The sequence below is a fragment of the Pseudaquabacterium rugosum genome (assembly GCF_038066575.1).
GTDB lineage: Bacteria > Pseudomonadota > Gammaproteobacteria > Burkholderiales > Burkholderiaceae_C > Pseudaquabacterium > Pseudaquabacterium rugosum.
In genome coordinates, this window is record NZ_JBBUTF010000006.1 from 95,601 (window position 1) to 122,538 (window position 26,938).

20 protein-coding genes and 1 riboswitch are annotated in these 26,938 nt (G+C 71.4%); of the genes, 12 read left to right on the forward strand and 8 right to left on the reverse strand.

Annotated elements, in window-relative coordinates:
* Positions 1–5: 5 nt before the first annotated feature.
* Complete coding sequence (locus tag AACH11_RS07850; RefSeq protein ID WP_341373657.1) at positions 6–662, reverse strand: hypothetical protein; 657 nt, start codon at positions 660–662, stop codon at positions 6–8.
* 351 nt (positions 663–1,013) lie between these two features.
* Here AACH11_RS07850 and AACH11_RS07855 point away from each other — a divergent pair, with 351 nt between their 5' ends.
* From AACH11_RS07855 to AACH11_RS07875, 5 genes are all read left to right on the forward strand, one after another.
* Positions 1,014–1,472, forward strand: a complete 459-nt coding sequence (locus tag AACH11_RS07855) for a copper chaperone PCu(A)C (RefSeq protein ID WP_341373658.1) — start codon at positions 1,014–1,016, stop codon at positions 1,470–1,472.
* A 67-nt stretch (positions 1,473–1,539) separates the two neighbouring features.
* Positions 1,540–3,798, forward strand: coding sequence for a hypothetical protein (locus AACH11_RS07860; protein ID WP_341373659.1), 2,259 nt, complete (start codon positions 1,540–1,542; stop codon positions 3,796–3,798).
* Positions 3,799–3,807: 9 nt separating this feature from the next.
* Positions 3,808–4,791 (forward strand): peptidyl-prolyl cis-trans isomerase, encoded by a 984-nt coding sequence (locus tag AACH11_RS07865; protein ID WP_341373660.1) that lies wholly within the window; start codon positions 3,808–3,810, stop codon positions 4,789–4,791.
* Positions 4,788–5,819, forward strand: a complete 1,032-nt coding sequence (locus AACH11_RS07870; protein WP_341373661.1) for a HupE/UreJ family protein — start codon at positions 4,788–4,790, stop codon at positions 5,817–5,819. Before AACH11_RS07865 ends, AACH11_RS07870 begins: the two co-directional genes overlap by 4 nt.
* A gap of 57 nt (positions 5,820–5,876) precedes the next feature.
* Positions 5,877–6,563, forward strand: a complete 687-nt coding sequence (locus AACH11_RS07875; RefSeq protein ID WP_341373662.1) for a DsbA family oxidoreductase — start codon at positions 5,877–5,879, stop codon at positions 6,561–6,563.
* Between the two features lie 18 nt (positions 6,564–6,581).
* On the opposite strand, the gene AACH11_RS07880 is transcribed toward AACH11_RS07875, so the two are convergent.
* Positions 6,582–10,232, reverse strand: a complete 3,651-nt coding sequence (locus AACH11_RS07880; RefSeq protein ID WP_341373663.1) for a DUF6701 domain-containing protein — start codon at positions 10,230–10,232, stop codon at positions 6,582–6,584.
* A 145-nt stretch (positions 10,233–10,377) separates the two neighbouring features.
* On the opposite strand from AACH11_RS07880, the gene AACH11_RS07885 reads away from it, so the two are divergent.
* Positions 10,378–11,577 (forward strand): DUF3616 domain-containing protein, encoded by a 1,200-nt coding sequence (locus AACH11_RS07885; RefSeq protein ID WP_341373664.1) that lies wholly within the window; start codon positions 10,378–10,380, stop codon positions 11,575–11,577.
* Here the strand turns inward: AACH11_RS07885 and AACH11_RS07890 are convergent.
* From AACH11_RS07890 to AACH11_RS07905, 4 genes are read right to left on the reverse strand one after another with little or no spacing between them, the layout of a single operon-like run.
* Complete coding sequence (locus AACH11_RS07890) at positions 11,574–12,503, reverse strand: formylglycine-generating enzyme family protein (RefSeq protein ID WP_341373665.1); 930 nt, start codon at positions 12,501–12,503, stop codon at positions 11,574–11,576. The two genes, AACH11_RS07885 and AACH11_RS07890, sit on opposite strands and share 4 nt — an antisense overlap.
* A gap of 30 nt (positions 12,504–12,533) precedes the next feature.
* Positions 12,534–16,109: an SUMF1/EgtB/PvdO family nonheme iron enzyme gene (locus tag AACH11_RS07895; RefSeq protein WP_341373666.1), complete on the reverse strand. Its 3,576-nt coding sequence runs from the start codon at positions 16,107–16,109 to the stop codon at positions 12,534–12,536.
* The gene (locus AACH11_RS07900) at positions 16,106–17,116 is read right to left on the reverse strand and encodes an AAA family ATPase (protein ID WP_341373667.1); all 1,011 of its coding nucleotides are present in this window, start codon (positions 17,114–17,116) and stop codon (positions 16,106–16,108) included. Before AACH11_RS07900 ends, AACH11_RS07895 begins: the two co-directional genes overlap by 4 nt.
* Before the next feature lie 20 nt (positions 17,117–17,136).
* Entirely contained in the window at positions 17,137–18,648 is a 1,512-nt protein-coding gene (locus AACH11_RS07905; RefSeq protein WP_341373668.1) for a toll/interleukin-1 receptor domain-containing protein, read from the reverse strand.
* Between the two features lie 106 nt (positions 18,649–18,754).
* Between AACH11_RS07905 and AACH11_RS07910 the strand changes: the two genes are divergently transcribed.
* Positions 18,755–19,150, forward strand: coding sequence for a MerR family transcriptional regulator (locus AACH11_RS07910; RefSeq protein ID WP_341373669.1), 396 nt, complete (start codon positions 18,755–18,757; stop codon positions 19,148–19,150).
* Between the two features lie 89 nt (positions 19,151–19,239).
* A complete protein-coding gene (locus AACH11_RS07915) occupies positions 19,240–19,668 on the forward strand; it encodes a carboxymuconolactone decarboxylase family protein (RefSeq protein ID WP_341373670.1) in 429 nt (142 codons plus the stop codon).
* Positions 19,669–19,692: 24 nt separating this feature from the next.
* On the opposite strand, the gene AACH11_RS07920 is transcribed toward AACH11_RS07915, so the two are convergent.
* Positions 19,693–20,592: a LysR family transcriptional regulator gene (locus tag AACH11_RS07920; RefSeq protein WP_341373671.1), complete on the reverse strand. Its 900-nt coding sequence runs from the start codon at positions 20,590–20,592 to the stop codon at positions 19,693–19,695.
* 122 nt (positions 20,593–20,714) lie between these two features.
* On the opposite strand from AACH11_RS07920, the gene AACH11_RS07925 reads away from it, so the two are divergent.
* From AACH11_RS07925 to AACH11_RS07940, 4 genes are all read left to right on the forward strand, one after another.
* Positions 20,715–21,347 (forward strand): NADPH-dependent F420 reductase, encoded by a 633-nt coding sequence (locus AACH11_RS07925; RefSeq protein WP_341373672.1) that lies wholly within the window; start codon positions 20,715–20,717, stop codon positions 21,345–21,347.
* Positions 21,348–21,381: 34 nt separating this feature from the next.
* Positions 21,382–21,975: an ester cyclase gene (locus AACH11_RS07930; RefSeq protein ID WP_341373673.1), complete on the forward strand. Its 594-nt coding sequence runs from the start codon at positions 21,382–21,384 to the stop codon at positions 21,973–21,975.
* A 235-nt stretch (positions 21,976–22,210) separates the two neighbouring features.
* A riboswitch (glycine riboswitch) is annotated at positions 22,211–22,316 on the forward strand.
* 159 nt (positions 22,317–22,475) lie between these two features.
* The gene (locus AACH11_RS07935; RefSeq protein WP_341373674.1) at positions 22,476–23,738 is read left to right on the forward strand and encodes a D-amino acid dehydrogenase; all 1,263 of its coding nucleotides are present in this window, start codon (positions 22,476–22,478) and stop codon (positions 23,736–23,738) included.
* Between the two features lie 258 nt (positions 23,739–23,996).
* Entirely contained in the window at positions 23,997–25,877 is a 1,881-nt protein-coding gene (locus AACH11_RS07940; RefSeq protein WP_341373675.1) for a sensor histidine kinase, read from the forward strand.
* A 5-nt stretch (positions 25,878–25,882) separates the two neighbouring features.
* Here AACH11_RS07940 and AACH11_RS07945 read toward each other — a convergent pair whose 3' ends face one another.
* The gene (locus tag AACH11_RS07945) at positions 25,883–26,908 is read right to left on the reverse strand and encodes a lactonase family protein (protein WP_341373676.1); all 1,026 of its coding nucleotides are present in this window, start codon (positions 26,906–26,908) and stop codon (positions 25,883–25,885) included.
* Positions 26,909–26,938: the final 30 nt, after the last annotated feature.

Sequence of the window (26,938 nt, forward strand, 5' to 3'; positions counted from 1 at the left end):
CACGCTCAGCGGCGGCCGCGACGGGCGTGGGCCAGCGCGCCCAGCATCAGCATGCCGGCCAGCAGCGTGGCGGCGGTGGCGGGCTCGGGCACGGCGGTGATCGCGATGTCGTCGAAGGCGGCCACGTTGGCCGCGTTGGCGAAGCTCACCGAGTAGGCGGTGCCGGCGAAGGCCAGGCTGGCCGCGTCGAAGTGGCACAGCGCGCTGTCGCTGCAGCCCCCGGCCTGGGCGTTGGTGCTCAGGTCGAAACTGGCCAGCAGCGTGCCGGTGGCGCCGGCACCGCTCCAGACCTGCACCCCGCCGCTGACATCGGCCAGCGACGACCAGGCGAAGTCCACCGAGCCGGTGAAGCCCTTGGCCACGTCCATCACCGCATCGCTGCCCACGATGGTCATCACGCCCACGGCCGTCGGGGCGTTGCTGAAGTAGGTCCCCAGGCTGTCGTTGGCCAGGGCGATCACGTCGCCGCTGAAGCTCACGCCCAGGTCGGTGCCGGTCACGCCGGCCGCGTCGGCGCCGCCCGCGTAGTGCGTCAGCACCGACGAAAAGCTGGTCGCGGTCTCGAAGTCGACGGTGACGTTGGCGGCCTGGGCGGCCAGCGGCGCGGCCAGCACGAGGGCCGACAGCAGGACTCGGGGCAGAAAGGACGTGGGCGTGTGCATGGCAGGACTCCGGATCGGATCGACGCCCCTGCCGGAGCGGGGAGGACCGCGGCGGGACGGGTTCTGGTGGACGCAGGTGGCGCACGCGCCACCCACCCCTGGATGCGGCCGATTGGCGCAGACGCAGGCGACAGCGGCATGACGATGGACCGCAGCGGCCATCCGCACCCCTGATCCGCGGGGTCACCGCAGGCCGGCCATGGTGCGGGGCGGCCGGCCCGTCGCCCGGTCACGCCCGCGTCACGGGTGGCGACGAGACTGCCGCGGCTTCGCGCCCCGCTGACCGGCCTTGGAGTCGTCGCGACGTGGCCCGCCGGCCCAGGCATCCACCCTCCACCCGATCCCCGCACCATGGCCCTGCGCCCTGCCCTGCCCCGTCGCCGTCTGCTGTGCCAGGCCGTCAGCCTGCTGCCTCTGGCGCCATGGCTGGGCGCCGGCAGCGCCCGCGCCTGCGAGGTGCAGACCGACCGCTTCCTCGTGCAGCACCCCTGGTGCCGCGAGACAACGCCGGGCCAGACCGAGATCGACGTCTTCCTGAGCTTCACCGCCATCAGCGAGGACGACGCGCTGGTGGGCTTCGAGACCGCCGTCGCCGGGGGGTGCCGACTGGTGCGCATGGGCGAGCCCGGGCCGCTGCCGATGCCCATCCCCGCCGGCCGTGATCTGCACCTCAGCCCGTTCGGCAGCTGCCTGCGCCTGACGGCGCTGAACCGCCCGCTGCAGCTGGGCCGCGTCTTCCCGCTGTGGCTGCACTTCGCCCACAGCGGCGCGGTGCAGACCACGCTGAACGTTGATTACCCGGCGGCCTGAGGGGCCCGATCCGCCGTTGCCAGACCACGCCCCGATCCTCCTGACACACCCGACACCGGAGTCCCGCATGTCCCAGACCTTCCGACCGACACCGCTGGCGCTCGCCGCGGTGGCCGCGGCCAGCACGCTGGTGCTGATGTCCACCCCGCAGACCGCCGACGCCGCCAAGACGGCCGGCCGCTACGTCGCGGGTGACTTCCACAACCACTCGACCTGCTCGGACGGCGCCGTCTCGATGCAGAAGAAGGTGAAGAAGTCGATGGACCGCACCAGCGAGACGCCGTGGGGCCTCGACTGGTTCGTGCAGGCCGGCCACGGTGGCAACGGCAACCGCAACTGCACGCTGCCGGAAGACGAGAGTCTGGCCACCCCGGCCTACCCGGTGGTGCGCAACAGCGCCGGCACGGTCCAGGGCCCGACGACCACCTGGCAGAACAGCACGCCCGCGGTCAATCCGAAGGGTTCCGTCTCGGGCAGCAGCCCCAGCCAGGCGATGTGGCGCTGGCAGGCGGTCAAGGAGTACCAGTACCCGCTGATGGAGTACCTGGCGGCCTACCGCAACGAGCCGCTGTTCATCGGCACCGAATCGGTCGTCGCCGGCCACGAGCACAGCTCGATGACGGTGATCACCGGCCAGATGCCGGCCGCGGCCTTCACCAGCCCGCTGCCGACCACCCGCGGCTACACCGCCAAGGGCAATGCCGACGCGCTGGCCATGTGGCAGTACTGCTTCGACCGCGGCAACAGCGACGTCAGCCGCGGCGCCGAGAACCTGTGGAACTGCGCCGTACCTGGCAGCCAGAATGAGGGCAACGCCGACTGGAACGCCAGCGCCGCCAAGCTCAACGGCGCCAACGGCAACAACGGCCACCTCAAGACCGTCGAAGGTCTGAAGTGGATGAAGCAGTTCCACCCGGACGCCAGCTACTACGTGCCGGCCCACCTGGAGCGCGCCGGCCCCTTCAACGCCAGCGGCAACAACGGCTTCAACGTCGAGCACCTGCGCAACTTCAACAACGCCGCCCCGCGCGTGGCCTTCGGCTTCGAGAGCCAGCCCGGCCACGGTGCGGCCGACCAGCGTGGCGAGTACACGCTGCGCCGCAACACCATCAGCGGCACCAACGTCGACTCCGTCGGCGGCGTCACCTACGGCGGCACCGGCGTCTACGCGGCGCAGGTCGGCGGCGTGTGGGACGCGCTGCTGGGCGAAGGTCGCAACTGGTGGTTCTTCGCCAGCTCGGACTGGCACTCGCGCGGCTCGTTCAGCGTCGATGACCGCCGCTCGGACCAGGACTTCTGGCCCGGCGAGTACCAGCGCACCTACGCGATGGTGCGCAACGGCGGCCAGCAGCGCCTGAGCCCGCAGATGATCGTCGACGGCCTGCGCACCGGCAACGCCTTCGCCGCCAGCGGCCAGCTGATCGACCGTCTGGCCTTCGTCGCCTGCGCGTCCTACCCCGGCGTGGCCGCCCGCAGCAACGCCAGCGTCGAGGCGCTGGCCCTGCAGGCCGCACGCAACGGCACCGACACCGATGTCACCGGCTGCGCCACGATGGGCGAGAAGCTGACGCTGCGTCCGGGCGCCGAGGTGGTGGTGGCCATCGCCGTGCGCGATCCGTCGGGCATCAACCACTCGCCCTACGCCTTCCCGAACCCGTCGCTCAAGCAGGTCGGCATCACCCAGCCGCTGGACCGCCCGGTGCTCGACCACGTGGACGTGATCCGCGGCATGGTCACCGGCTTCCGCGCGCCGACAGCCGCCGACTACGCCGGCGCCTGGCCCGACAGCTGGGTCGATCTGGCCAACCCGCAGCAGCTGCGCGCGCTCGACAGCGTGCCGGCCGCCGCCAAGAACACCAGCGCCGCCCTGCTGCGCACGTTCAACAGCGGCAACTGGACCGTGGCGGCCGCCGACAGCGAGTACAAGGTGATGAGCCTGCGCGTGACCAACGTGCGCAACTCGCAGTACCTGCGCCTGCGCGGCAGCAACCTGCCGGCGGCCGTGCCCTACGAGACCGACGCCGCCGGCAACCCGCTGCCCGATGTCTGGACCAACAGCGCCGCCATCCGCGCCAAGACCGGCTCGACCGTCGAGTACGCGGCCAACGCGATGCTGCGCATCCCCTGCACCACGGTGGGCAGCAACCTGCCGGGCAGCGAGGTGTTCAACGGCACCGGCATCAACGGCTGCCCGAGCCACATGCCGGTGGTCAACGGCCAGAAGATGGTGGCCTATGACGTCGCCGCCTGGGCGGACCTGTGGTTCTACAGCAATCCGGTGTTCATCGAGGTCAGCGGCTCGACGGCGGTCGCGGGTGTGCGCTGAATGCCGGACGTGAGTCTGCCGGCCGCGGCCGGCACGTCCCGGGCGCCGGCGGCGGCCGGGGTTGCCGCTGCAGCGGCTGCCCCGCGCCGCCTGCCGGCGTGGACGCGCGAGCCCCTGCTGCACTTCCTGCTGGCCGGCGCCGCCCTGTTCGGCGCCGACCGCTGGCTGAACCCGCCGGCCGATGACCCGCACACGCTGGTCATCGACGCCGCGGTCGACGAACAGGCCCGGCGCGTCTTCCACGAGGCCCGCGGCCGCGCGCCCGATGCCGACGAGCTCTACGCACTGCGCCGCGTCTGGCTCGACAACGAGGTGCTCTACCGCGAGGGCCTGGCCCTGCGCCTGGACCAGGGCGACAAGGCCATCCAGGACCGCGTGGTGTTCAAGATGCTGAGCACCATCGAGGCCGGCCTCAAGCCGCCGCAAGCCGACGACGCCACGCTGCGCCGCTGGTTCGAGCAGCAGCGGGTCAGCCGTTATGACGAGCCGGCCCGCGTCGACTTCGACGAGGCCGTGCTGCCGCCCGACGAGACCGGCGAGGCCGCGGCGCGCGCACTGGCCGAGCGCCTGAACACCGGCGGCGGCGGCGACACCGGCGCCGGCCTGCGCGTCTACAAGGCGCGCCCGCTCCACACCGTGGCCCAGAGCTGGGGCGAGGCCTTCGCCCGGGAGCTGGCCACGCTGGCGCCCGGCACCTGGCAGGCGGTGGGCGCCGGCGGCCGCTGGCAGGTGGTGCGCGTCAACGCGCTGGCCGCGGCGCGACCGGCCCGCTTCGAGGATGTCGCCCACGCCGTGCGCCAGGACTGGATCGACGCCACGATGGCCGAGCAGCGCGCAGCGGCGGTGCGCGAGATGGCCCGCAAGTACCGCGTGCGCACGCTCGCCGGCGCACCGGTGGATCCTTCGACCGGCGCCGCGTCGGCCAGCGCGGTGACGGCGGTGACGGCCGCGCCCGCACCGGCCCCGGCCACCCCCGGCGGAGCCGCCCGATGAGGCCCCTGCCCTGGATCGGCGCGGGCTTCGACACCCGCGTCGCGCTGCCCTGGCCGCTGCGCACCGGCGCCCTGCTGCGCACGCTGCTGGCGGGCCTGCTGGCCTGGTGGCTGCTGCTGGGCCACGGCAGTGCGCGTGCGCACGAGATCAGCATGGCCGAGATGGTGGTCTGGCAGAACAGCCCGACCGAATTCAGCTGGCAGTGGACGGCCGCCCCGCGCACCGGCGGCGCCAGCCTGCGGCTGCGCTGGCCCGACGGCTGCGACAGCCCTGAACCACAACGCCTGCGCTGCGGTGCGCAGGGCCTGAGCGGCCGTGTGGCCGTCGAGGGCCTGGGCGAGGGCACATCGGCCCTGCTGCTCAAGATGCACTGGCTGGACGGCGGACTGAGGGTCTACACCTTCAGCCAGGGCCAGCGCGAACTGCTGCTCTACGGCTCAGCCGAGGACCGCCGTGATCTGGCCGAGATCGCCCGCGCCTACACCGCGCTCGGCATCGAGCACATCCTGACCGGCATCGACCACCTGCTGTTCGTCGTCGGCCTGCTGTTCCTGGTCGGCTTCCGGCGCCAGCTGGTGTGGACGATCAGCGCGTTCACCGTCGCCCACAGCCTGACGCTGGGCCTGAGTGCCCTCGGCTGGCTGAGCCTGCGTGCGCCCCCGGTGGAGGCGACCATCGCGCTGTCCATCATGCTGGTGGCCGGCGAGGCGCTGCACCGACGCCCGACGGTGGCCCGCCGCTGGCCGGCGCTGGTGGCGCTGCTGTTCGGTCTGGTGCACGGGCTGGGATTCGCGGGTGCGCTGCAGGCCATCGGCCTGCCACAGCAGCACCTGCTGGCAGCACTGCTGACCTTCAATCTCGGCGTCGAGCTGGGGCAGCTGGCCGTGGTCGGCAGCCTGTGGGCGGCCTGGCATCTGCTGTCGACACGACCCTGGCTGGCACGGGCCCGCACGCCGGTGCTCTACGCCATCGGCAGCCTGGCCGCCTGGTGGACGCTGGCCCGGGTGGCCACGCTGGCCGGCATCTGAGCGGGCGGCGGCCATGGGCCCGGTGGGGATGGGCGCATCGCGCCTAGACTGCCGGTCATGACCTCTGCTGCCTCCCCCGCCACGCCCGCCCTGCACATCGACTTCGTCTCCGACGTCGCCTGCCCCTGGTGCGCGATCGGCCTGCACGGCCTGCTGATCGCGCTCGAACGGCTGGGCGACAGCCTCGGGCCGATCACGCTGCAGTTCCAGCCCTTCCGCCTGAACCCGGACATGGGCCCGGAGGGGGAGGACATCGTCGCCTACCTGTCGGCCAAGTACGGACTGAGCGCGCAGCAGGTGATGGACAACCAGGCCGCGATCCGCGAGCGCGCGGCCACGGTCGGCTTCGACTTCGCGATGGACAAGCGCAGCCGCAGCTGGAACACCTGGGAGGCGCACCGCCTGCTGCACGAGGCCGGGCTGCAGGGCCCGGCGCAGGCGGTGGCGCTCAAGCGCGCGCTGTTCGCCGCCTACTTCACCGAGGGCGAGAACCCGACCGCGCCGGACGTGCTGCGCCGCTGCGCGCAGGTCGCCGGCCTGGACATGACAGGCGTGGAGGCCGTGTTGGCCGACCCCCGGCACCATGCCGAGGCCGTGCGCGAGGCCGAGGACTTCTGGCGTCAGGCCGGCATCCGCAGCGTGCCGGGCATCGTCATCGATCGCCAGCACCTGATTTCCGGCGGCCAACCGCCCGAGGTCTTCGAGCAGGCGCTGCGCCGGATCGCGGCCGGACGTACGGTCTGAGCGCCACGGGCGCTGCCATCACGGCAGATCCTGCACCTGCAGGGTCTTGCGGCTGTCACCGCGGTGGATGCCGAAGCTGACATGGCCGCTGGGATCCGCATCCCAGCCGTTGGCACAGTTGCCCCACTGGCTGCGCAGCCAGGGCCGCGCCGCACCGACGGTGATGCCGCGCAGGCTGTTCAGGCAGGTGCGGTCCACCGGCAGGCTGCCGAGATTGACGGCCAGGTCGAAGCTGGCGCTGCTGCCGGCCGGTGACACGGGCGCCAGCGTCAGCTCGGCCTTGCCTGCGGTGAAGGCGCTGACCGCGGTCACGCTGGTACTGGTGCCCCCCAGCAGGCCGCCGAGGGCCGAGCGCGGGTTGTTCATCAGGAAGGACGGCGCGCTCAGGCTGGTGCAGGTATCGGCCGTGTTGACCACCCAGCTGTTGCCACTGAAATACTCCAAGGTGAGCGGCACGACCAAGGGGCTGGTCGACGGGCCGTAGGCGTTGGACACCCGCAGCCGGCCGCTGCGCAGCGGCATGGCCAGATCACCCCCACCGGCGGAGCTGACGCCCTGGCTGTCGGTGGCCCTCAACTGCAGCGTCTGCGGTCCCGTCTGCTTGTTGCTGAAGCTGTAGCTGGCCGAGGTGCTGGCCACGCCAGCGGCGAAGGCATTGGCCGACACGGTCGACACCGACAGACTGCCCAGCCCCAGCGGCGTGGCCTCGGCCAGGGTGGTCAGCTTGGCGTAGTTGGGGGAGGTGGCGAGGCTGCCGTCGTAGTTGCGCGTGATGCCGCCGCCGGCCTCGCGCGCCGTCACCGTCGCCGTGAACGACTGGCCGGCGTAGCTGAAGCTGTCGCAGGCCCCGGGCGCCGTCACGTCGAAGCGGTAGGGCAGGAAGGGCCCGACGGTGCCGGCCGACAGGATGTTGACGCCGCTGGTGGGCAGGTAGAAGCAGGTCTTGATCTGGCCCGGCGCCGGGTCCCCGCCGAAGGCCAGGGCATTGCAGGCCAGCGTGCCTGTCTGCTGCGCACGGGCGATCCAGGCCGTGTTGGTGCCATAGGCCACGATGGCCACCACCCCGCTGGGCAGGATGCACAGGCCGCCATCGATCGAGCAGGTGACCGCGCTGAGGTTGCTGCCGCCGCCGGTCAGCCAGCCGGTGCCCAGATAGCTGCCGCTGCTGAGCCGGGCCGAGACATCGATCATGCCGACCTCCGAATAGCGCAGATCGCTGAGCGTGGCCTGGCCGCTGCTGAAGGCACCCACCGTGCCGCTGAAGCTGCCGGTGACGGCACCGGTGCCCAGCGGCTTGGCCCGCACGGCCTCCAGCGTCACGCCCTCGGCCGGCACCTCACGGCCGAAGTTGGGCGTCGTCTGGCTGGCGGCATTGATCGCCCGCACCGTGCCGGTGAAGGGGCTGCCGGCCGCGCGCGCACCGGCCGACAGACTCATCACCAGATACCAGGGCTGGGCGACGAAGGCATCGCTGCCCGCCAGCACCAGGCCGCTGTCGTTGTTGGCGCCGCCGGTGTAGCTGGCGCTCAGGCCCACACGGCCGACATCGGCGTACTGCACCGTGGTGCTGGCCACGCCCGAGGCGTTGAAGGCCAGGTTCACCGCCCGGCCACCGGCATCGCAGGCTGCAGCGGCGTTGTTGCCCGCGTTCAGCGCCGCCCCGCCCACCCGCACGGCCTTGGTGCCGCTGGCCGGGTTCTGGTAGGCGCAGCTGAAGGTGACCGGCCGCGTGACCGAGGCGAAGGCCGGCGTGCAGGCCAGGCTGTTGTCGGCCTTCTTCACCGCCGAGACGGTGAAGGTCCTGCTCAGCTCGGAGACGTGGTCGGGCACGTCGAACAGCAGGCCCGCATCGCTCGCCGTCCAGGTGCATGACGGTGAACCGAAGGTGCAGGTGGTGGCCGAGGTCGGCGTCGGACTGGACGTGGCCAGCGCCATGCGCACCGTGCCCGCCGTCGTCACCTGGGTGCGCAGCGTGGTCGAGCTGCTGCCGGCCGGAATGGTGAAGCCCGCCCCGTCGGGCCAGACGACCGACATGCTGCCACCACCGCTGGCGGGCACGGGCGTGTTCCAGCCCAGCGTGCCGCTGACCCCGCCGATGTAGGGCTGGGCGCAGGCCGCATCCGAGCAGGCGGCCACCGTCAACGTCGACGGCGCACAGCTCAGTCCCTGGCCACTGCCGTGGCGCAGCTCCAGATGATGCGGCGCGATGCAGGCCAGCGAGCGCGTGCGCTGGGCCTGCACCTGATCGACGCTGAGGGCCTGGTCGAACAGCTTGAACTCGTCGATGTCCCCCTGCCACGGGTAGATGGCGAAGCCGGTCGCGTCACCCGTGGTGCCTGGATTGAAGCCACCGGAGCCGATGACCAGCGGCTGGCTGTCGTTGGGCACATGACGTGCGTCCAGACGGCTGTAGACCGCCACGCCGTCACGGTAGAGCGTGAGCCGGCCGCGGTAGGCGCCCAGGCCGTCCGGACCCGATTCGGCATCGAAGGTGGCCGCCAGATGGACCCAGCTGTTCTGCACCACCGCGCCGAAGTCGCCCTGGGTGTCGGCCGTCGAGTTCTCCACCGCCAGCCAGAACTCGTAGCGATCGGTGTCATTGGCCCGCAGCGCCCAGCCCTTGTAGGGCGTGGTCTCGCCGCGCACACGCAGATTGGCCATGTCCCGGATGACGCCGCTCCCCCCCCGCGCACGCACCCAGGCCATCACGCTGAAGCTGCCCTCGGCCACGAGGGCGGTGCTGTAGGGCAGCACCACGCGGTCGGGTGCGGCCGTCGTGCCGGCGAACACGCCCCAGGGTGAGCAACCGCCACCAGCCGCCGCCCCGTACTGCGAGGTGGCCGCACGGCCGTTGCCCGAGCTGTCCGGCACATCGCCGGCCGCATGGCTCCAGTAGGCATCGTCGAAGGCATAGTGCACCGTCGGAGCGACCGGCGTGTAGGTCCACGACGTGATCTGCTGCTGCGCCGCATTGGTGCCCGTCGCCCCGGTGAAGCCGATGTACATCGAGGCGCCGAACTTCGTGTACAGGTTCACCGTCATCGTGTCGTTGACGGTGACCTCGTTGCCGCAGGCCGAGAGTTTGCCGGCCAGCCTCAGGGTCGAGGTCGTGACCTCATAACTGACGACATAGCGCCCGGTGACCGTCCCGCAACCGCCCAGATTCACGGGCACGGACGGCGGCGTCAGCACCGTGTCGCTTTCCAGACCCGCGGTGTTGTAGGTGTAGGTATGGACCGTGGCACCGACGAAGCTGGGCAGCCCCCGCATGCCGATGAAGATGCCGTTGCCCCCCAGCGCCGAGGCCGACACCGGCTGCATCGCGAACGCCACGCCGTCGGCCTGCAAGGCCCAGCCGGTCAGCGTGAAGCCGTAGGTGCTGACGAAGGACTGCTGCGTCGACACCGGCGTCGTCTTCCAGGCCGAGCCCCCGGTGGACACCGTGTTCGGCGTCATCTGCAGCCTGCCGCTGACCAGCGTGGCGGCGCCGTTGGTCTGCATGGTGTGGCCGGCGAAGCTGACGATGGCGGCGTGGGCGGGTCGCGGCAGCGCGAGAGACAGCCCCAGCGCGGACGTGATCGCGAGGCCGCCGACCCGCACGCACAGGGCGGCCAGGCGACGGCACGGGCGCGGCAGGCGGAACAGGCGGGGTGGGAGCAGCGTCGACATCCGGACATCGTGCGACGCTCCCGGCGGGCGTGATCAGACGAACAGCGTCAGGAATCCCTGCCCAACCCCACTCGGCACCACCCCATGCCATGATGGATCGGCCCGTCGCCCACCCACCCATCCGGCCCCCGGGGCCCACCCCGCCATGCCCGCCATCCGACTGCCCGCCGCCGCCCGGCTGACCTTCGCGGCCGACACCCTGGTGCGCACCAACCTCTCCGGCGCCGCCATCAGCACCCACCCACCGGCCGCGGGCGCCGCCGCCACCGACACCCCGCCGGAGCACTGGCTGTGGGTGACCGGCGACGAGGCCTGCGGCCTGGACCGGCTGCGCCTGCAGCCCGACACCGGCGACGGCCGCCTGCACTTCGGTGAAGCCCGGGACTTCCCGCTGGCCGAGGTACTGGACCTGCCTGGCGCCGCCGACGACGAGGCCGACATCGAGGGCATGGCCTGGCACGACGGCTGGCTGTGGCTGACCGGCTCCCACGGCCTCAAGCGCAAGAACGCCAAGCCCGGGCGCAGCGCCGCCGACAACGCACGCCGCCTGACCAAGACCCCGCTGGACGGCAACCGCCGCCTGATCGCCCGCATCCCCGTCGAGCGCGGCCCCGACGGCACGCCACAGCCCGTGCGCGAGACGGCGGACGGCCGCCGCGCGCTGCGCCTGAAGGGCGACGCCGAGCACAACGAGCTGACCCGCGCCCTGGCCGACGACCCGCACCTCGGCCCCTTCCTGGCCATCCCCGGCAAGGAAAACGGCTTCGACGTCGAAGGCCTGGCCGTCCTGGGCGAGCACCTGCTGCTGGGCCTGCGCGGCCCCGTGCTGCGCGGCTGGGCCTGCATCCTGCAGATCGCCCCCGAAGACCACGGCGACCACCTGCGCCTGGCCCCGCTGGACGCCGACGGCACCCGCGTGCGCAAGCACTTCCTGCCACTCGACGGCCTGGGCGTGCGCGACCTGTGCCGCGACGGTGACGACCTGCTGATCCTGGCCGGCCCCACCCTGGTGCTGGACGGCGAGATCCGCATCTACCGCTGGCGCGACGCGGCCACCGCCCTGCGAGACAACACCGAGCCCGTCACCTTCGCCACCGCCACCCCGACCTGGGCCGAACTGCCCCACGGCCGCGGCACCGACCGCGCCGAGGCCCTGTGCACCCTGCCCCCCGGCCTGGCCACCCCGCTGGGCCTGCCCCCCGAAGCCGCCGCCTGGCTGGTGCTCTACGACGCCCCGGGGCCCGAGCGGCTGCTGGCGGGGCATGGGGTGGTGGGGGATGTGGTGGTGCGGGGGCGGGAGGGAGAGGGGGGCGACCGGCCACCGGAAACCCGGACACTGGCCTAGGGCTCGTCAGTGGACTGGGTGCTGGGCCTCAGGGCAAAGCGGAAGCCCGTGCGGCCGTAGGGCCTGTCCCGCTGTCCTGCATTGCGGTAGGCCGACAAACAGAATTGGGCATCGTCCAACCACGAACCGCCCCGCAGCACACGGTGGGCCGACCGGCCCTCGCCTGGAGGCTGGATCGGATTCTCCAGAGCCTCTGCCTGTTGCTGCTTGGGATACGGCCTCAGCCCTCCATCCGCGACCACACCGTCTGCGCACCACTCCCACACATTCCCGTGCATCTCGTACAGACCCCAGCTGTTCGCGGGCAGACTCTTCACCGGGACCGTCCTTTTTCTCGGCTCGCCCCAGCTTGCCTTCTCGTCAACGAGTCTGACCTGGCCGTTGAAATTGACCCAGTCCGTTTGAATCCCGTGGCCGAAATGAAAGCGCGTGCGGGTGCCGGCCCGGCAGGCGTACTCCCACTGCGCTTCCGTAGGAAGCTCGGCCACGACGCCTTCCGTCCAGCGATTGCTCAGGGCTTTCAGAAACTCGGTGGCATCGTCCCAACTGACCTGCTCGACGGGCTGGGCCGGGTCGTCCTGAAACCCGCTCGGGTTCGCTTCACCCATCACCGCCAGCCACAAGGACTGCGTACACGCCGTGTCCGCCAGCCAGTAACCCTCGGTCAGGCGAACCCGATGGGCTGGCTTCTCATCGGGATAGGCAAGGTCGTCATCGTCGCCGGAGCCCATCGTGAACTCACCCGGCGGGATCCAGCGCATCCGCTGCATCACGCCGTTGACCTCCAGATCCGCCCAGATGCCCCAGCGGTCATCGCCCCAGGCGCTGGCCCAGGGTGGGGGGAATTCGGGGGGGAGCAAGGGCTGGATCTCTGGGCGCTCCGGGTCGGTGCCCAGAAGGCCAAGGGCATCAGGATGCGTGGTCATGCTTGGCATGTGTTGGTGCTCGGACGACGCTCATGTGCGGGAACGCGGCGGCCTCTTGGAGGGCGCCGCCGGGCCGTCCCGGCCCGAGCTGAAAGGCACGGACGCCGGCCGCTCCGCAGCCGGCGCCCTCGACCCTCCCGGCCCCTCCGGGTCCTGCCGTGACGCGTCCCGCGTCACGGTCATCACCGGGCTGCTGGACCTCAGGGCAAAACGGAAGCCCACCTCGCTGATGCGCTTGCCTCGCCCGTAGGAGCGACGGTAGGCCGACCGACAGGCCCCGGCACAGAGGAACCATGATCCACCCCGTAGCACGCGTTGAGCAGCAGGACCGGACCCTTGAGGCTGGCTCGGATTCTCCAGAACATCCCCATCTTGCTGCGCCGGATACCGCCTCAGGTCATCGCCTTTGAGCACTCCGTCTGAACACCACTCCCAAACGTTCCCGTGCATCTCGTACAGACCCCAACCGTTCGCCGGCAGGCTCCTCACCGGCACGGTCTTTCCCCGCCACTCACCCTTGCGGCCAGCCGCATACGGAAAGCTCCCCTCGTAGTTCACCTCCTCTGGCGTGACGTCCGGCCCGAAGCTGAAGGGCGTCTGCGTGCCTGCCCGACACGCGTACTCCCACTGAGCTTCGGTTGGCAGCACGGCCTCGCACCCTGCAGGCAGCAGCGGCTGCAACCGTTGCAGAAATGTCTGCACGTCGTCCCAGCTCACCTTCTCGACCGGCCGAGCCAAGTCATGCTGAAAATGGCTCGGGTTCTTACCGCCCATCACAGCGAACCACAGAGCCTGCGTGCACGCGGTATCGGCCAACCAGTAACCCTCGGTCAATCGCACACGGTGCCGTGGGCCTTCGGCTTCTTCTCGCTCAGGCTCGTCATCGGGGCTGCCCATCCAGAATTCGCCGGGGGGCATGTAGCGGAAGCGCTGGGTGACCTGCCCCAGCGAAAAGTCCAGGAACGCTCCGTAGTCACCATCGACGCCACTGGACCAAGTTGGTCCGGAATGCTCGTCAGGGGCCATCGGTGCAGCCAAGATGACATCGAGAAGCAGTTGGGATGTCTCTTCAACGTCCGCCAGACGGAGCCCCTGCGTTGAGCCGTGAGCGCTGAGTGGCGCGGTCTTGCTGAACGATACCCAAGGCTCCGGGATGCGCTCCCTCAAGCCTTCAGTAGCAGCAATCAAGACGACCTGCATTCCTTGCCGAACAGCATCGCGTAACTCGCTGGAGTTCAGGAGCTCCTCGTCGGTCTGCATCAGAAACTGACTCTTCAAACGTGAATGGGTCAGCACGAACACGCAGATGGCTTCACCGGCTGGGCAATCGCGGAGGGACTGAAGCCATGCGGCGCGATAGTCACTGAACTCGGCAGCGATGTTCGAGCCTGGAGCGGGCGCCCATGAGGGCAGCTCATCCACGAATTCAACATTCTGAGACGCCTGCATGCAGTGGAAACGAACGGTGTTTTGCAGACCCTTCCGCCACGCATCGGGCACATCGCCCCAGGATATGAAGATGGTGCGTCGCGGACGAAGCCGGGGCCTCTCGGCGCGCCACCACGGCCGCCCTGCCAGCGAGCCGCCGTCAACCCAACGCATGCGTTCAGCAGCCGGCCAGGGCAGATCCAGTGTCGCCTTCAGGCCCTCGCTGTCTCGCCCCCACTCCCGAGCCCAGGCCGGACGACTGATCGCATCGAGGGTCAGACATCCCTCGTCAAAGGTCAGCCGGACCGGCAGGCGGACCTGACGCAGAGACATCAGCGGCTCAGCGCTGTCGCCCGGGCTGACGACGGACCGTGCATCGTCTGCGCCAGACAGCACGAGATTCGCCGTTCGAAACACACCGCAGACCCATGAAGACCGGGCAGGCAGTGGCTCGGTCTCTGGCCATAGCCACAGCATCTCGCCCCGCTGAACGAGTCGCCAGCCCCGCTTGGGAGGAGTGGGGCGCGCGTTCAGAGCCTGCAGCATCGCCCTCTCTGGCAGATGCACCGGCACCGGATCTTGCTGCCCCGTCACGGCCCACAAACGCGCCAGCGGCTCACCCATGCGCGCCATCCACGCCGCATCGTCCGACTGCCGGGTCAGCAGATCCCGTGCGTACGCGGCCACCTGCTGCGCCGGTACTGCGCTGAGATCGGGCAACTGCTCGGCGTGTCGGCCGAGCTGACGCAGCCACGCATCGGCGGCATCCAGGGCCTCTGCCAGCTCCGTGTCCGCACCCACGGCCCATGCGTCGCCGTCTGCAGCTCCCGCATGCGTGCGCCACAACGACAGCTCCACCATCAGCGTCGAGCGGGGCCGGCCGGCGTGGTGCGCCAGCAGCTCGCGGGCGATCGCGCCGCGCAGATCGTCCGGCCAGATTTCCGTCGTACCCTCGGCCAGGTACTCGCGCGCGGGGCGGGCGGCGGCAGGCCGCAAGGTCCGGCTGGCCAGGCTGCTGCTGACGTGGCCGGCATCGGCCCAGTACAAGGCCTCCAGCGCGGGCTCGTGCCGCAGCGCGGGATGGACCAGGCGCAAGGCGCGCAGCAAGGGCTCGTCCAGACGGACGCAGCAGGCGACCATGGCGCGCAGCGTCGGCAGCAGCGCCTGCAGCCGGCCCGCCTCGGTGCGCTGCTGCACCTCGCCATGGCCGCGCGCCTTCTGGCGGCGCAGCGGGGTGCCGGCTTGCAGGCAGTGCACCGGCAGCACGTCGGCCAGGGCCTGCGGCACCTGGGCCGGTGACACCGGCAGCCAGGCCGAAGGCTGTGCCCCGCAGTCCACCAGGTAGGTGATGAAGGGCAACCAGTGCGACGGCGGCCGTGACAGCGCGCCCCCCAGATCGGACAGCAGCACGACGCTGCTGCCGGCCGGTGGGCGCGGCCAGCGGCCGCTCTGGGGCACTGCGCGGCCGTCGAGCGTGACCGGCCGGTCCAGCGCCTGGTCCGGAGAGCCGTCAACCACCCAGACGACCAGGCCTTCACGCCCACGCAGCCGCACCAGCTGGCGCAGCACGTCCAGCAGATCCTCGGCATAGGGCTGCAGATGCGGCGCGCGGTCGATGACGACCCAGAGCTGGCCGCCCCACACCGGGCGCCGGGCGCGGGGCAGCCGCCGCAGCGAACGGCCCTGGCTGAGCTGGCGCAGCAGCGCCGGGATGTCCAGGCCCGCATCGCGCGGATCGCGCAAGGCGCCGGCCAATGCCGGCCAGAGCTGGGTCGGACGCAGCAAGGGCGGCCGGGGCGCGACATGGCCGGGGCGCCAGGGACCGGCCTCCGGCGCATCGGCGATCTCGGCCGGAGCCTCAAGACCGTCGGCCTTCTCGGGCACCTTGAAGTCCTCGCGCGCGGTGACCACGGGCAGTCGGACCTGCGGCACCGACATCGGCGCCGCCTCCGCAGGCCGCGGCGGCACCGGTGAATCCGGTGCGGTGTCCAGCGCTCTCGAACGCGGCCCTGCCGCCAATCGCTGGGCTGGCAGCTCGGGCTGTGGGGGATCGTGCCGGAAGTCCAGCAGACCCGCCCAACGCTGCGCCTGCGCCGTGTCCTCGCCGGCCAGCGCCAGCGCCTGCAACAGATCGGCCCGCGAGACGGGTGGGGCGCCGCGCGTCCTCGCGCGCGTCATGCGGCAGTCTGGCCTGGAGCGGAGACCTTCAACGTCGCCACCGGCGACCGCGCCTGCGAAGGCTGCGTGCTGCCCTCAGGCCGCGCATTCTTGACGTAGGCAAAGGCGCTGAGCTTGATTAGCCATGCCATCTGCTCCTCCGGTTGCCCATCGGCCAACTTGTGGATGGCGTACAGCAGATCCAGATACTCCGCAGGGCCGGGCGGCGGCAGGCCGGCCCGCTTGGCCTCGTGACGATCGGCCTCCAGCTGCTCGGCCGCCACGCGCAGGACCGGCTCACCCAGCGTGGCCCGCTCGTGGCCGTCGATCGCGCCGAAATGCGCATGGCCGCGGCTGACCAGCCAGTCCACATAGCTCTGTTCCGGATCCGGCGCGAGGTTCAAGACCACGCAACGGCGCAGGAAGGCGGGCGGCAGTTCACGCTCCTCGTTGGTCGTGATGATGATGAGGGGCTCGGCCTGATCCTTGGCCAGCCCGAACTCCAGGTTCAGCCCCGGTACACGTACCCGACGCTGGCCCAGCACCTCCAGCAGGCTGTTCGGCAGATCACTGTCGGCCTTGTCGATCTCGTCGATCAGGATCACGTGGCCTGCGAGGCGATGCAGGCCGTGGCGGCAGTCGCCGTAGCGGCTCGCCTCGGCCCAGTCATAGGCCTGCCACAGCACGCCGGGCTGCCAGTAGCGCTTGTCATCCAGCGACAGGCCGGCCTGCGCATCCGCCAGCCGGCGGACGGCATCGAAGCGGTAGACCAGGTCGGTCGGCTCGAACCGTGCGTGAATGACCTCGGTCAGCAGGCGCCAGCGCAGATGCTGGGCCGCTGCCCGGGCCAGCTGGGTCTTGCCGGTGCCAGGCTCACCCCGGACCAGCAGCGGCCGGCGGGCGGCCTGGGCCAGGGTCAGGGCGTCGATTTCGGGGCGGGTCCACTGGTGGGCAGCATCGTCAAGCCCATCGACGCAATGTTCGAGCAGTTGAACGGATTGCTCTTGCAGATCTTGAAGCCGGGTCATGGTGGACATTCGTTCTGGGGTCACATGCGGGCGATCTGGGCAACAAGACGAACCAAAGCCTCGTCAGCCTCCGGCTCGGTCATCGCCGAGATCGGCCGTGCGCGTTCGTGCGCCTGCAACCACCTCAGATCCTCGTGCAGATTCCAACCGCAAGGTCTGGCCACCATCGGCAACACCGGCAGGCCCTCACTGCGCCTGCGGTTCAGCAAGGTGCGCAACTCCTCGTCGCGGATGAATTTGGACGCCAGGAACCCGGGGGTCAGGATGAGGATGGCGCAATCGGCGGCTTGCATGGCATCTGCGATCGACTGCGCCCAGTCGTCGCCCGTCTGAATGCGGGTGTCGGCCCAGGAATCGACCGCCCTGTCGTCAGGCAGTCCATCGAGATGTGTCTTCAATCGGTCGAGCCAGGGCTCGCCGTCCTTGTGGGCATAGCTGATGAAGATGCGGCAAATACGCTGCGGCGTTGGCACGTCTGGTTCCTTCTGAGCCGTTGAGCTGTCACCGGACAGCGAGCGGATGAACAGGTCTGTCAGCTCCAGGATGGCGGCCTCGGCTTCCCGGGGCTCGGGCTCAATCACTGAAGAATCACGGATATCGAACAAGCCGGTGTGAAGGTCGAGCGACTGCGCCAGCCGGCCGCGCAGGCCGACGGACGCGGCGAGACCGCGTCGTTCGGGCGCCTGCTCCGCGAGCAGGAATGGTCGTACCCCATGCCGCTTCTCGACCTTGTCGATGGCCCGTCTTGCCAGCGCCGCATTCCGGGGTTGAGCCGTGGCCTTCGGGTCAATACGGAAGGTGCGCTCCATGAGGTCCGCTGCCGTCTCCAGGCTCTTGCACCAGGACGCCACTTCGTCGAGTACGGCGTAATAGCCGTTGTCGTCGTCGCTGCCGAACTCACTGGCGGGGAGCTCACGAATGGCATTCGCGGCGAAGAACGGCGCCGCCGCCGTTGAGCGGCCGTTAACGGGCGTTGACGACCGAAGCAGCAGACCGCAGTCATGCGCGATGGCCGCCAGAACGCCCGCGGTGGCGGTGGAATAGGACGTCACCGTCAGCGCGCCATCCCCCATCACCGCCTGCGCCGCGAGCGAGCTGAGCGCGTAGCGGTGCAAGCCCAGCATGAAAAGCGCCGTCGCCAATTCCTTGTCAGCGGGCGACAGGGTCACGCCCAACGGATGGCCATTCACCGGCTCACTCAGCACGTCCGTGAGTGCCGCCAGCCCCTCTAACACCTCCTCTTCAGGCATCTGGGCCATGAAGCAGGTGTCCGCAAGATCGGCGCAGGGCCAGGACCGGTCAGCGAAGGCCTTGAGCAGCGGGGACTCCGCCCTGTGCTCGGGCGAGCAGGTCACGCGCAATGCTCGGCCAAGCTGCTCACGGATGCGCTTCCCAACACGCTCGGCGGCCAACGCCGATGCGGCCGCAAGGCCGACGGGCGGATCAGCCGCGTGCGAGGCGTCGTCGCTTGCAGTGGCGAAGTCCGCCGACGTGTCTGGGGCCACCTCTCCTCCCTTGGTTGATGGCTTCATGCCGGCCGATTCTGCCGTGCGCGGTCCGGCCGGGGCAAACCCTGGGGACGTGCGTCCGTGCCTGCCGCTTGACTTCAAGCCCACTCGAAGTCCTACCATCCGCCGCATGACGTCCCCCACCCCCGATTCGCCGGACGGTCTGAGCATCGGCGAGCTGGCGCGGCGCAGCGGCCTCAGCACCCACGCCCTGCGCTTCTACGAGCAGGCCGGCGTGTTGCAGCCGGCCGGGCGCGCCGCCAACGGCCATCGGCGCTACGGCGTGGCGGACCTGCGGTGGCTGGCCTTCGTGCTGCGGCTGAAGGAGACCGGCATGCCGCTGGCGGAGATCCGGCAGTACGCGCAGTGGCGGGCGCAGGGTGCGTCCACGCAGGTGCAGCGTCTGGTGCTGCTGCAGCGGCACCGCGAGCGACTGGCCGAGCGCCTGCAGGTGCTGGCGCGCGCCACGCAGGCGCTGGACGACAAGATCGCGATCTACCTGCGCACCCCCGACGGCCGGCCCTGACGGCCCGGCCTCTGACTGATCCCTCTTGCATCGGAGCCCATGCCATGTCCCCAGCCTTGCCCCCGGACACCGGGTCGTCAAGCCAGAGCGTGTCGATCAACAATCCGGACGTCGACCTGACCCGTTACCAGCGCGGCTGGGACAAGCTGCGCGAGATCGACGGCGAGGCCGGCGAGCGGGTGATCGCCGCGCTGCAGGACATCGCGCCGGACTTCGCCCGGCTGCTGATCGAGTTCCCCTTCGGCGACATCTACAGCCGGCCGCAGCTGGACCTGCGTGCGCGTGAGATCGCGGTGGTGGCCGCGCTGACCGCACTCGGCCACGCGGCGCCGCAGCTCAAGGTGCACCTGCACGGCGCGCTCAACGTCGGCTGCACGCGCGAGGAGGTGGTGGAGGTCATCATGCAGATGGCCGTCTACGCCGGCTTTCCGGCGGCGCTCAACGGCCTGGCGGCGGCGCGGGAGGTGTTCGCGCAGCGGGATGCCGACGCGGCAGCGGCGACGTCATCGGTCGGCTGAACACGGGCCGGCGCACCGCGGTCCTCAAGCCGCCCAGCCCGGCTGCCTGAACGCCGCCACCAGGTACTCCACCATCAGCCTCACCTTGGGCGCCAGCTGCCTGCGGCTGGGCCACACGGCGTGGATGCCCAGCTCGCGCGAGCGGTGGTCGGCCAGCAGCTCCACCAGCGCGCCGCTGGCCAGGTGCCGACCGACCATGAAGCTGGGCTGCAGCACGATGCCCTGGTGCTGCAGCGCGGCCACGCAGCAGCTGTCGCCGCTGTTGCTGCGCATGCGCGGGTTCACCTTCACCGTCAGCGGGCCGTCCGGGCCCTCGAACGGCCACTGGTCCCCTGAGGCCAGCAGTTTGTAGGCGAAGGTGGTGTGGCCGGCCAGATCGGCCGGCGTGCGCGGCGTACCGTGGCGCGCCAGGTACTCGGGCGAGGCGCACAGCACCAGCCGGGTCGAGGCCAGCCGCCGGCTGACCAGGCTGGACGCCTGCAGCTGGCCGATGCGCACGGCCAGGTCCACGCCCTCGTCGACGAGGTCGACGAAGCGGTCGGTCAGTGTCACGTCGAGCGTCAGCCGGGGGTGGCGGGCCATGAAGGCCGGCCACAGCGGCGCCAGATGATCGAGGCCGAAGGTGACGGGCGCGCTGATGCGCAGCTCGCCGATCACCTCGCCGGTGCGGGTGCTGAGCTCGGCCTCGGCATCGCGCACGCCGTCCAGCAGCTCGCGGCAGCGCTCGACGAACAGCGCGCCCTCGGGCGTCAGCGACAGGCGGCGCGTCGTGCGCTGCAGCAGCCGGGTGCCCAGACGCGTCTCCAGCGCACCGACGACGCGCGAGACCGCCGTCTTCGACATCTGCAGCGCATCGGCCGCGCCGACGAAGCTGCCGGCATCGACGACGGCGACGAAGGTCTGCATTTCGGCGTAACGGTCCATGGCCCGATTGTGCCGATTAACGGGCCAATGTGTGGCGCCAATAGCCATTTATCCGGAAAGCCGGGACTTTCAGAATTCATCCCATCGCAGCACCGCTGCACTTCCCCCGCAAAGGACCTCACATGCAAGTCACTGTCATCGGCGCCGGCAACATGGGCTCGGCCTTCGTCCAGCAACTCCACGCCGCCGGCCACACGGTGCGCGTGACGGCCCGCGATGCCGACAAGGCCGCGCGCCTGGCCGCCGCCCACCCCGGCGTGCAGGCCGTGCCGGCCGCCGGTGCCGCCCGCGGCGCCGACGTGGTGGTGCTGGCCACCGCCTATGCCGACGCTGCAGCGGCTCTGCAGGCCGCCGACGTGCAGGCGGGCCAGGCCGTCATCGACATCACCAACCCGCTGACGCCCGACTACATGGGCCTGACGCTCGGCCACGACACCTCGGCCGCCGAGGAGATCGCCCGCGCCGTGCCGCAGGCCGCACTGGTCAAGGGCTTCAACACCGTGTTCGCCCAACGCCTGGCCGCCGGCGCCCTGCTGGCCGACGGCCAGCGCATCCAGGTCTTCCTGGCCAGCGACCATGCCGAGGCCAAGCAGCAGGTCACGCAGCTGGCCGGCAGCCTGGGCTTCCAGCCGGTGGACGCCGGCGGCCTGAAGAACGCCCGCTACCTGGAGCCGCTGGCCGGGCTGAACATCTACTTCGGCTACGGCGCCGGCCGCGGCACGGGCATCGCACCGGCGTGGCTCGGCCAGGGCTGATCCCCCCGATCACACCCCCGCCACGGAGATGACCATGATCCACCGAACCCTCGGCCGGCGCGGCAGCCGGCTCACGTCGCTGCTGGGCACCGCACTGCTGGCAGCAGCAGCAGCAGCAGCAGCCCCCGCCGCCCACGCACAGAGCCTGGCCGAGCACCCGCCCACCCCGGCGCCGAAGCACGAGAAGCAGACGCCTCAGGTCGAGCGCCTGCTGAAGAAGTTCGACACCCTCGACTTCGACGTCTTCAGCAACCAGAAGTGGGACCGCCTGCACGAGAGCCACGCCAAGGACATCGTCGTCACCTGGCCTGACGGCCACGAGACCCGCGGCGTCGACCGCCACATCGATGACCTGAAGGCGATGTTCGTCTTCGCGCCCGACATCGCCATCCAGACCCACCCGGTGCGCTTCGGTTCCGGATCCTGGACCTCGGTGACCGGCGTGATGACCGGCACCTTCACGCGCCCGATGCCGCTGCCCGATGGCGGCAGCATCGCCCCCACCGGCCAGCGCTTCGCCATCGGCATGGCCACCATCGGCCACTGGAAGAACGGCCAGATGGACCACGAATGGCTGTTCTGGGACAACCAGGACTTCATGAAGCAGCTGGGGCTGGCGGGGCGGTGAGGGAGTGAGGCGAGTGGGTGACCGCCGCCTGCCTGGACCCGATGACGCTGGACGCGGCCCAGGATAGCTTCAACCTCACACCTGAGGAGACGAGGTGGCTGCAGGGGGTGCCCGGCAGGGCCTGTCGAGGCGCCGCCAGCCAATCCGGCGTTCCTGCAAGGCCTCACGGCTTGCCAGGCCGGCGGGGCCCGGGCCTATACTGCGGCCCACGCATCGAGCCGGCTCCGGTCGGCCCGTCGCAGGATCGGGAGAGCCCGGGCCGCTGGCAGACGCCACCGCCGCCCGGCGCCGAAGGAGCAACCACCCCGGAAACTCTCAGGCCCCAGGACCGGTCCCGCGCTGCGACTCTGAAGAGCGCCCGGCAGCATCGTCGGCCCGGCCGCACCGAAGGAGCAAGCGTCACCCGCCCCGGGTGGCGTGAATCTCTCAGGTTCCGAACAGAGGGGGTGTCCGCCGCACGGTCGTGCGCGGGCCCATCCCCCCGACGCCGGAGACCTGACATGTCGACTCCCCGCATCGCCATCCTCGGTGGTGGCATCACGGGCGTGACCACCGCCTACGCGCTGACCCTGCGCGGCCTGGACGTCACCTTGTTCGAGCGGCACCGCTATGCCGCGATGGAGACCTCGTTCGCCAATGGCGGGCAGCTGTCGGCCTCGAACGCCGAGGTCTGGAACCTGCCGTCCACCGTGCTCAAGGGCCTGAAGTGGATGCTGAAGGCCGATGCGCCGCTGCTGGTCTCGCCGAGGCCGGGCTGGCACAAGCTGTCGTGGTTCGCCGAGTTCCTGGCGGCGATGCCGCGCTACGAGCGCAACACCGTCGAGACCGCGCGTCTGGCGATCGCCGCACGCCAGCATCTGCTGGGCTGGGCCGCGGCCGAGGGCATCGATTTCGACCACGCGGCGCGCGGCATCCTGCACATCTACCGTGACCGGGCCGGCTTCGAGCATGCGGCCAAGGTCACGGCGCTGCTGGCGCGCGGCGGGCTGCAGCGGCGGGCGGTCACACCGTCCGAGATGAGGGGCATCGAGCCGACGCTGGCCGGCCGCTACCACGGCGGCTTCTACACCGAGAGCGACAGCACCGGCGACATCCACCGCTACACCCACGGCCTGGCCCGGGCGGCGCAGCGCCGCGGCGCGGAGCTGCTGTACGAGCACACGATCGACCAGCTGCGGCACGAGGCCGACGGCGCCATCACCGTGCTGGCGCGCGATGGCGCGGGTGCGGCGCTGCAGCGCCGCTTCGACGCGGTGGTGGTGTGTGCCGGCGTGGGCAGCCGGGCGCTGGCCGCGCAGCTGGGCGACCGCATCAACGTCTATCCGGTCAAGGGCTACTCGATCACCGTGCACCTGGACGACGCGGCCAGCCGCGCCGCCGCGCCGCAGGTCAGCCTGCTCGATGACGAGACCCAGCTGGTGTCGAGCCGGCTGGGGCCGGACCGCTTCCGCGTGGCCGGCACGGCCGAATTCGCGGGCGAGAACCGCGACATCCGCGCCGACCGCATCCGGCCGCTGGTCGACTGGGTGCGCCAGTGCTTCCCGGGCGTCGACACGCGGCGCGTCGTGCCCTGGGCCGGCCTGCGCCCGATGATGCCGGACATGATGCCGCGCGTGGGCCCCGGCCGCCGGCCCGGCGTGTTCTACAACACCGGCCACGGCCACCTGGGCTGGACGCTGTCGGCCGCCACGGCCGAGCTGGTGGCCGGCAGCGTCGAGCAGCGGCTGCGGCAGCCGGCGGGCGGGCGCTACGCACCGGCCTGAGGGGCCGCCCGCCACCCGCATCGGCGATGATGGGCCCCCATGGCCGATGTCACCGCCCCCCGCCCGTGCGATCCGCCCCGGGTGACGCCTCGGCCCGACGGACGCACCGGGCACCGCGGCGTCGGGCACCGGCGCCCGATCCTGGGTGGATCCGGCGCGGCGGCACGGCGGCTGAAGGGCACACGGCCGCGACGGCGGGGCCTGGGCCTGGGCCTGGCCCCGCTGGTTCTGCCGCTGGTCCTGCCCCTGGTTGTGCCCATGATGGCCCAGGCCGGCCCGGCGGGCTGGCAGACCGATGCGCTCTGGCTGCGCCAGGCCGAGTTCATCCCCGATGCGCCGACCGGCGCCGCCGCGCCGGCCTCGGCGTCGATCTCGACGCCCTCCTCGCTCAGGGTCAGCCTGCCCGACAGCTGGCAGGCCCGTGCGCAGCCGCGGCCGGGCAGCGGCCTGTACCGGCTGCACTGGCAGCTGCCGGCCACGGCCTCCGCCGACGGCACCTGGGCGCTGTGGTCCGCGCGCATGCCCACCCACCACCGGATCCGCATCAACGGCCAGCTGGTCAGCGACACCCTGGCCACCGCCGACGGCATGCGGCCGCGGGTCGAGCCGCTGGCCCCGCGGACCTGGCCCGCCGAGCTGCTGCGGCCGGGCCTGAACACGGTCGAGATCGAGGCGCGCTACGGCCTGCAGGCGGGGCTCGGCCCGCTGCAGATCGGCCCTCAACCGGCGGTGCAGGCCACCGCCCTGCGCCACCGCCGGCTCCACACCGACGTGCCGCGGCTGCTCAACACCGTGGTGGCCGGGGCCTGCGTCTTCATGCTGCTGCTGTGGGCCGGCCAGCGCGACGAACGGGCGCTCGGCTGGTTCGGCCTGTTCGGGCTGATGCTGATGGTGCGCAATGCGGCGATCGTCGACCCGGACGCGCACGCGCCCGCGGCCTGGGGCACCTGGCTGTACCTGGGCGGCATCGCGATCGTCACCGCCCTCGGCGGCTTCGCGCACAGCGTGGCACCACGGCCCTGGCGGCGCTATCCGGCGCTGCTGACCCTGGCCGCCGCCGGCTGCGTGCTGCATGCCCTGCTTCACCAGGGCGATCCGGCCGCCGCCGATGCAGCACGGATGCAGGGTTATGTGGCGCTGATCCCGGTGCAGCTGATGGCGCTGTGGTTCATCGGCAGCCATGTGCGCAGCCTGCCACGGGCGCAGGCCCTGGCGCTCATCCTGAGCCTGCTGGCCACCTTCATCGCCGGCCAGCATGACCGTGAGCATCACCAGGGCCGGCAGGCGCTGGAGACCACCTACTGGCTGCCCTGGGTCGCCCCCTGGCTGGTGCTGGCCTACGGCGCCATCCTGGCACGGCGGGTGGGCGTGGCCCTGCGCGACGTGCGGGTGCTCAACCGCGAGCTGGAACAGCGCGTGGCCGAACGCACCGCCCGCCTGGCCGAGGCCGATGCGGCCAAGGCCCGCTTCCTGGCCGTGGCCAGCCACGATCTGCGCCAGCCGCTGGTGGGCATCGGCCTGATGATCGGCCTGCTGCGCGAGCAGCCCGGCACGCCGACCCAGCAGCGCCTGCTCGGCCGCATCGCCGACAGCCTGAGCGCGATGGAGGCGCTGCTGCGCAGCCTGCTGGATCTGTCACGGCTGGACAGCGGGCCGCGTCGCGTGCGACTGCAGACGGTCGACCTGAGGCCTCTGCTGGACGCGCTGGTCGAGCAGGAGCGGCCGGCCGCCGACAGCCGGCAGCTGCGCCTGCGCTGGCGGGTGCCGGCCGGTGCCCGGGTGCACAGCGACGCGCTGCTGCTGGAGCAGATCGCCCGCAACCTGCTGGCCAACGCGCTGCGCTACACCGCCCGCGGCGGCGTGCTGCTGACGGTCCGCCGACGCGGTGCGCACTGGCGGCTGGCCGTCTGGGACACGGGTGCCGGCATCGCCCCCGAACGCCAGTCCGAGGTCTTCGACGACTTCGTCCAGCTGGCGCCCGCCGACGCCGGCGGCCCGCGCGAAGGCCTGGGGCTGGGGCTGTCCATCGTCCGGCGGGCCGCCGATCTGCTGCGCAGCCCGGTGCGCCTGCGCTCGGTGCCAGGGCGCGGCAGCGTGTTCTGGATCGATCTGCCGGCGGCCGAGGACCGGCCCGCCTGAGCCGGTCAGCCCGCCCGCACGACCGTCACCCAGTTCGGGTTGCGGCCGAGTGCCAGGCGCTGCACCGGTGCGCCGGGCAGACCGGTGGTGGCATCGATCGGGTGCAGGGCGAGGTGGTGCGATTCCTGGCCGACGGCGAGCAACCAGCGGCCGTCCGGGCTCAGCGCGAAGCCGCGCGGCACGGCCTCGGTGGGCGTGTGGCCGAGCGGCTGCAGCCGGCCGTCAGCCGCATCGACGCGGAAACTGGCCAGCGTGCTGGTGCTGCGCTCGGACGCGTGCAGCGTGCGGCCGTCGGCCGACAGATGCAGGTCCGAGGCCCAGGGCTTGCCGCTGAATCCGGGCGGCAGGGCGCTGACGGTCTGCCGCGGAGCCAGACGGCCGGTCTGCGCATCCCAGTCCAGCACGTCGATGCTCGCGTCCAGCTCGTTGAGCAGGTAGAGCCGGGTCTGCGCGGCATTCCACAGGAAGTGGCGCGGACCGGCACCGGCCGCGCTGCACCAGGCCGGCGGATCGTGCGGGGTGAGGGCGCCGGTGGCGGCATCGAAGCGGCAGACGTGCAGCCTGTCCGAGCCCAGGCTGCTCGACAGCACGAAGCGGTTGCCGGCCGCCGCATGGATGGCGTGGGCATGACGACCGGTGTGCAGCAGGTGCTCGATCGGGCCGGCGCGGCCATCGGCCTCGATGCGGCTGACGCTGATCTTGTGACCCTGGTAGGACGCGGCGAACAGCCACCGGCCGCTCTCGTCGAGGTCCAGGTTCGCGGTGTTGTCGGGCAGCGGGGCCTCGCCCAGCGGGCTGAGCCGGCCGCTGGCGCCGTCGATGGCCAGCGTGACGACGCGGAAGGGCTGGGCCCGCAGGGCGGCATGCAGGCGGCGGCGGTCGGCGCTGACGACCAGCGGCATCACCGGGCCGCCCAGCGGCAGCACCTGCACCGGCGTCAGAGCGCCGCGCTCGGCATCGAGCGCCAGCACGTGCAGGTCCTGGCTGTCGGCGTTGGAGACGTAGACGTGGAAATCGGCGGACGGGTGCATGGGCGGCAGGCGGAGGTCGACGGTGCCGGC